Source organism: Ileibacterium valens (genome assembly GCF_001945525.1).
GTDB classification, from domain to species: domain Bacteria; phylum Bacillota_I; class Bacilli_A; order Erysipelotrichales; family Erysipelotrichaceae; genus Ileibacterium; species Ileibacterium valens.
In genome coordinates this window covers 1-6,977 of the sequence record NZ_MPJW01000042.1, presented here as the reverse complement: position 1 = coordinate 6,977, position 6,977 = coordinate 1, and the positions used below count along the sequence as shown (strand labels likewise).

The 6,977-nt window shown below is 37.3% G+C and carries 5 protein-coding genes; 4 read left to right on the top strand and 1 reads right to left on the bottom strand.

The annotated features are described in order from the left end of the window. A partial coding sequence (locus BO222_RS01200; RefSeq protein ID WP_143356890.1) for a MerR family transcriptional regulator occupies nucleotides 1-187 on the bottom strand: 187 nt, incomplete at its 3' end. A gap of 740 nt (nucleotides 188-927) precedes the next feature. On the opposite strand from BO222_RS01200, the gene BO222_RS01195 reads away from it, so the two are divergent. The 4 genes from BO222_RS01195 to BO222_RS01180 form a co-directional block, all read left to right on the top strand. Then, a complete protein-coding gene (locus BO222_RS01195) occupies nucleotides 928-2,385 on the top strand; it encodes an ATP-binding protein (protein WP_075817643.1) in 1,458 nt (485 codons plus the stop codon). 1,013 nt (nucleotides 2,386-3,398) lie between these two features. Further along, nucleotides 3,399-4,322 carry an ROK family protein gene (locus tag BO222_RS01190; protein ID WP_075817641.1) on the top strand — a complete coding sequence of 308 codons (924 nt, stop codon included), beginning with the start codon at nucleotides 3,399-3,401 and terminating at the stop codon, nucleotides 4,320-4,322. Between the two features lie 404 nt (nucleotides 4,323-4,726). Beyond that, a complete protein-coding gene (cls, locus tag BO222_RS01185) occupies nucleotides 4,727-6,265 on the top strand; it encodes a cardiolipin synthase (protein ID WP_143356889.1) in 1,539 nt (512 codons plus the stop codon). Between the two features lie 525 nt (nucleotides 6,266-6,790). After that, nucleotides 6,791-6,977 (top strand): MerR family transcriptional regulator (locus BO222_RS01180; protein WP_143356888.1); only part of this gene is annotated, 187 nt, incomplete at its 3' end.

Here is a 6,977-nt window from a genome sequence, read left to right as displayed (position 1 = left end):
AGCCGATGACCTTTCTGTGGGGCTGGTTCTGGTGGGTGTATCGATACAGCTGTTCTTCTGAATAATACCGGGTCCCTTTTGGAGAAACAGCGGCTGGCTTGAGTATTCCGTTTTTGTCCATGTCCCACGGCTGCTGTACAGAAACACCAAGTTCTATGGCGAATTCTCCAATTTTCATCAATGCCATGGATACTGCCTCCACTATAAGAATACCGTTTTCACAGGTGGAAGACGAGATATTTTTAGAATGAACTACATACTATAAGATTACTTGAAACTGTTATGAGCCCATTTTGAATAAAAAGGTATTACAAAAATACATACAAATTGATGGGTGAGAGAAAAAATAAAAGTTGGACCAGAACAAAAACTTGGCTGGAAACTAAATTTCATGACTATTTGTGAACTGAAACCAGAATATGACTGGCATTGAGGTTAATGTCAGAAGTTATGTTGGATATATAAGGTGGTTAGGATCTAAATTTTAAAGATGCCATGTAATTCAACTTTTCTCTATTGGTGAGTCCGTTCCTGACTGCTTCATATACGGGGAAGAAGTGGAGCTGAAGTATAGATTTTGTTATCAATAATATAGATTTGAATAATAATATTATAGATTTTGTATCATAATATAGGTTTTGTTATCGATATTATCGATTTAAATATCAATATTATAGGTTTCAATATCAATAATATCGGTTTAAATATCAATATTAAAGGTTTGGATATCAATTTTATCGGTTTTGATATAGATTGATATTGATATTTTAGCTTAGATTATTGATATAGATATCATTGATAAAATAATAAGTGGATATTTGTGGAGTCTGAATTAATGATCAGACTAAACACCTGCACAAAATATTAAATCTTTTGTTAAAAAAGCAGTATCACTTTCCGTTGGAGGTGCGTGAGAATGATGAGCAGATGCGTGTATTGGTTGAAAATATTCAGAAACAGAAAACTGAATTGAGAAACGTTGAGATAAAAGAAGCTGGAGGAGGATGTCCAAAAATATATGACACTCTTTCCTCGTTTTCCAATCAGGATGAAGGTGGAGTTATTCTTTTTGGTTTATCTGAGAAGGAAGGCCATAAAATTACCGGCGTATATGATCCAGCGGATTTACAGGTACAAGTAAATAATCGATCTCTGGAAATGGAGCCTGTTGTACATCCACTGCTTAATGTATTTTCCATAGATGGTAAGCAGCTCGTAACTGCGGAAATTAATGGATTGCCGTATGCTGATCGGCCGGTTTTCCATAAGGCAAAAGGAATTCAAAAAGGGTCATACATCAGAATCGGCGATTCTGATGAACATATGACAAGTTACGAAATATATAAATATCAGGCTTACAGACTGGGGCTTAGAGAAGATCAGAGAACTGTCGAATCTGACTGGATTATGTTGGATACCGTACGAATGCAAACCTTTATCAATACAGTAAAAGCTTCAGGCAGATTTGAAGGAATGTCCGATGACCAGGTTCTCACTTTGCAGAAAGTGATCAAAAATGGAAAACCAACTCTTGCAGGATTCATGGTTTTTTCCAAATTCCCTCAGTCTGAATTTCCTGGATTGGCTATTACTGCTGCTGTAGTTCCTGGAGAGTCAACAGGTGAAACAGACAGCAATGATGCTCGGTTTTTAGATAACAGGAGGATAGAAGGATCGATTCCGGAAATGCTAGAAGAATCGATCAATTTCCTCGAACGAAATATGAAAATCAGAACGATAATCGATAAAAATGGTAAACGGACTGATAGATATGAATATCCTCTGGTGGCGATCAGAGAAGCTATTCTGAATGCTTTAATCCATCGAGATTATAGTCGACATACTAATGGAACTCCGATCGATATAAAAATGTTTACAGATCGAATTGAAATTATTAGTAGTGGAGGGATTTATGGTGGCTTTCCTGTAAGTCAGCTTGGACGAGATAATCCCGAATCAAGAAATAGCGCGCTTGTGAGAATACTTGAAATTTTGAAAATAAGTGAAAATCGGTATAGTGGCATTCCAACGATGGAAAAGGAAATGAAGAAGTACGGGCTCAGAGCTCCCGAATATATTGATAATGGGCGTCAATTCAAAATTATCTTTCGAAACTCACTGCAGCAGAAAGATTCCAGTACAGATGGTGTCTTTCAAAACTTGTCTGAACGTGAGATCGAGGTTCTGAAAAGCTGTATTGTTCCATTATCACGAAAAGAAATTGCACAAATATTATGTTTGAACTACGTTTATACTTCTAATAATGTAATAAAGCCAATGATTAAAAAAGGATTGTTAGTAGAGGCAGAGAGACAGGGAAGAACGACGCGATTGGAAATTGAACCGTCACTTCGAAAACAGCTGGGAATATCGGATAATGAATAATAACAAAAAGATACTGTAAGTGTTTTTGTTGGCAAATAAAGTCTGGATTACATGATGTTCAATTAAGGTAAAAAACGAAAAAAGGCGATATAAACATTTTCGATGACTATCTTTCAATTAATCGTACTGTTATGAGAAGAAATTAAATAGAATAACATGAATCGTGGATTGGATTAAATTTTATTATCGTTGACTCTGAAACAGAAAGCTAAGTTTTTTTGTATAAATCAGAGTTTACGCTTTCTAAAAAAGAGCGTTGTTTAGCACATGTTAATCAAGAGCAGTTATTTCAAATATATGCTGAGTCTAAGTAATATTAAATTATTTGCACTCAAACTTGGGCTTTTCGTATTCAGGAATACTGACTGAAGTGACTTCGCTTGGAGATAACTGGCTAGAACAAACTCCAGCAACTATTGGATTCAATTTTCCAGAAAGGATGTTCTATGTTTAAGTTTGATAATTTTGATTTGAGCTAGTATTTGAGAGAAGAGTATGACGGGAAAGAATTTGATATGGTTGAGTAGGTTGGAGACTGGGAAGGATACGATGTTCATCTCGGCTATACGCAAGAAGGTGAATATATATTACTGTCGAAAGTCAAAAAGGCTGGTACGCAAGTGAAGATGACCGTGAGACAATCGAATATATTTTTGACCTATAGTCTTTCTTATATTAAACAAAGCCTCTAACGAGTGCTTTTTTAGCAGATAAATAATAACTAGCAAAAAAGAATAAGCTGAAAGCTCTGATCATTCAAATATCAAATCAGGCGATTTTTAAAATTCGAGTGAAGTCTGTTATATGGAAGCAGTTTGAATCCATCATAATCTTTTGATCGACTGTCGATATAATGGAAGAGAACATAATGTCTGAATGAAGTGCAATTAGACTTGAAATAAAGTTCAGAAATTAAAAAATTAAAGCTTTGGGCACAGTTAAAGAAATTTTTTCGGACTATTGTTTCAAATCGAAAGAAGTCCTTTCGGACTAACAGAAGGAAGAGGTCAATAATGGAAGAGAAGAAAAAATATGCAGCCGCTGTCGATATCGGTGGAACCAATACCCGTGTGGCATTGGTTGATGAAGATTACAACATATTAAAGCGTGTTCAATTTGCTACGATGACAGATGATCCAATGGAAAACTGCCGTAAAATAGCCAGCTTCATCCTGTCTTATGAAACTCCTGTCGAAGGGATAGGCATTTCTGTACCAGGTGTTCTGGATACAGAAGATGGACGGATCTTAATGGCTAATAACTTTGGAAATGAATGGCTGGATTTTCCACTAACCAAGACGATCAGTGAATTAGCAGAAGTACCAGCCTGGCTTGCCAATGATGCCAATTTGGCAGCACTGGCTGAAGCAGCTGCTGGAGAAGGCAAAGATAAGAGAATTGTACAGTTTCTGACGATTTCAACTGGAATTGGAGCAGGCCTTATCGTTGATAAGGAAATCTATGAAGGCGCTCATGGACTTGGAAATGAAGTCTCTAATGTAATTGTCTGGCTTGATGGACCTTCACAAAACGGTCTTGCGGCTGGCGCCATTGAAGCCATATCTTCAGGAACCGCAATTACCAAAAGAGCAAATGAAGCGGGCTTAAAGGCTGCGCATGCCGGTGAAGTAAATGAGCTTGCGGTTGAAGGTAATGAAGAAGCAAAACAGATTATGGAAGAGGCTAAGGAATATCTGGCCAATCTAATTGCGAGTCTTTATGCGATCAGCGATCCGGATATCGTTATTTTAGGTGGCTCAGTAGCCATGAAAACTCCAGGGTTTGTTGAAGAGGTTGAACAAAGAGTCAAGGATAAAGTTTTCTATGTACTTAAGCCTTTTATAAAAATTCATCGTTCCACTCTGAGTGAAGATTCAGGCTTAATTGGAGCTGCCGCATTGGCATTTACCAAAAAAGACAAAATGAATCATGCCTGAACTGTTATTATTTGAGAAACTCAAAATATCAGTCTTAGAAAAATTCGGCCTTAAAATGGTTGGTTTACCTGCAATTCTTACCGTTTTATATGGATCATTTCTCTTTATTTGCGCAATGATTCTGAAATCTGATACTATTAAATCCCTTTGGTCATCCACAAGGCCAAAGGACTACCACGTCAAACCTGGAAGATTTCGATCTTTCAGGTTTTTTCCATTTTCTAATCGCGAAATAATAAAAACGTAAGATCCATAATATGGGAATGTTCCTATTATCAAAGTATAATTGCTTAGTGATAGCATTCCAATTGACACAAAGATAACTCTTTGCAAGTCTGAATGTGAATTTTGATCTGAAACTGATCGTTTGATCGGTTCGAAATGTTGTAGAAAAAGGTGATTTATTGCAGCTATTAAAGAAATTCATGAAGTCCAAAGCCCTGTATCTGGCTGCGGCGCTACTTTGTCAGCTGTTAATCCTGATCATCCTGATGAGCTATTTCTCATATGAATTTGTTCCTGTGTATTATTTTATGATCGTTTTATCCGTCATTGTAGCGATTATTGTGATCAACCGGGATTCAGATTCTTCAAGCAAGCTGCTGTGGGTTTTTATCATCATGGCGCTGCCTTTCTTTGGAGGAATTCTTTATCTGCTCTTTGGCGGAAGAAAGATTCCAAAAGCTCTGATGATTCAGGACAGACAGGCCTATTCTGACTATAAGCAATATGCTTTGCAGAATATGAAAATGATCGAAAACGGTCCTTCTGACGATCCTAACTTCAAGAAAATGATCAATATGGCCTGGAACAATGGGTACTTTCCAGTCTACTCGCACGTAGACACCAAATACTTTTTCACAGGCAAGGAGCAGTTTGAATCGATTCTTGAGGAACTAAAGAAAGCCAAAGAATATATCTTTATCGAAACCTACATTATCGATGAAGGAAAGATGTGGGATTCCATGCTTGAGATTCTTGAACAGAAAGTAAAGGAAGGTGTGGATGTCCGTATCGTTTATGATGACTTTGGCTCGATTTTAAATGTCAAACCTGAGTTTCAGGAGACATTAAGAGAAAAGGGAATTAAGATTCATTCCTTCAACCCGATCCATCCGAAGCTTGCGATTCAGATGAATAACCGTGATCACCGCAAGATTATTGTGATTGACGGCAAAACCGCTTTTACTGGCGGCAGTAATATTGCGGACGAATACATCAATGAAGTCGAATGTTTTGGATACTGGAAAGATATGGGAATTCGAGTGCGGGGAAGAGCCGCTGAACCGTTCATTATTTCCTTTTTGCAGACGTGGAATTATGTCAGCGACACGAATACTCCTTATGAAGAATTTGTGATGCCCCCTGCTTCCTATCCACAGTATTCGGAGAAAAAAGGATATGTCCTTCCTTTTTCCGATTCACCAACGGATTCAAATAATATTGGTAAGAATGTCCATATGAACATGTTAGCTGGCAGTACAGAACGCTGCTGGATTTCAACTCCATATTTAATTCTTGATTCAGAGATTGAAGCTCAGCTGATTCTTGCGGTGAATAATGGCGTAGATGTTCGAATCGTTGTTCCTGGAATTCCAGATAAGAAGACAGTTTATGAAGTAACAAAAGCCAACTATGAAAACCTGTTAAAAAAAGGAGTCCGGATCTATGAATACACGCCTGGCTTTATTCATGGAAAAGTGACTCTAGCCGATGATAAACAGGCTTTTGTAGGAACGGTAAATATGGATTTTCGCTCGTATTATCTTAACTATGAGTGCGGAATCTGGATGTATGACACAGAATGCATTCCGGATATCCAAAAAGACTTTGAAGAAATTTTTGCCCAGTCGCATGAGGTGACTCTTCAGGAAGTCAAAAAAGTCAATCCAGTGGTTCGCTGGTCCAGAAACATTCTGAAGATTTTTTCGCCACTGATGTAAAATGAATCACTCGCAAAATTATCTAATCCTTAGCAAAAGTGATTGGGATGAAAAGTCTGTTCTGAATGCATTGATATAAACGAAGCAGTCAATGAAACTAGCCTCTATTAATTATGTATTAATTTCATAGTGATTATGATTAATAACGTATTCATTATGAATTACCAGCTAAGACCTTTACAGGATGAATGGAACCTCAGACTTCTTCTCTTCCTGTAAAGGTCTTTTTTTATCATTATCTCTAAAAAACATCGGCTTTAAATATTTGTGCAGATATCATAAATCGATGGCAAAACCTCCCTGAATAATCCAAATACTATATAGTCAGAGAGTATAAGTCGTAACTTTTGCGCAATATATGATTTTGATTACGATATAATAGTTTTACTATACCATTATTAAGAAATTGGTTAATACGAGATGGGCTCATAACAGTTTCAAGTAATCTTATAGTATGTAGTTCATTCTAAAAATATCTCGTCTTCCACCTGTGAAAACGGTATTCTTATAGTGGAGGCAGTATCCATGGCATTGATGAAAATTGGAGAATTCGCCAAAGAACTTGGTGTTTCTGTACAGCAGCTGCGGGACATGGACAAAAACGGAATACTCAAGCCAGCCGCTGTTTCTCCAAAAGGGACCCGGTATTATTCAGAAGAACAGCTGTATCGATACACCCACCAGAACCAGCCCCACAGAAAGGTCATCGGCT

Bases quoted from the DNA above. Each gene is read 5' to 3' on its own strand.
- BO222_RS01195 (WP_075817643.1), top strand. From the start codon at position 928: ATGCGTGTATTGGTTGAAAATATTCAGAAACAGAAAACTGAATTGAGA.
- BO222_RS01190 (WP_075817641.1), top strand. From the start codon at position 3,399: ATGGAAGAGAAGAAAAAATATGCAGCCGCTGTCGATATCGGTGGAACC.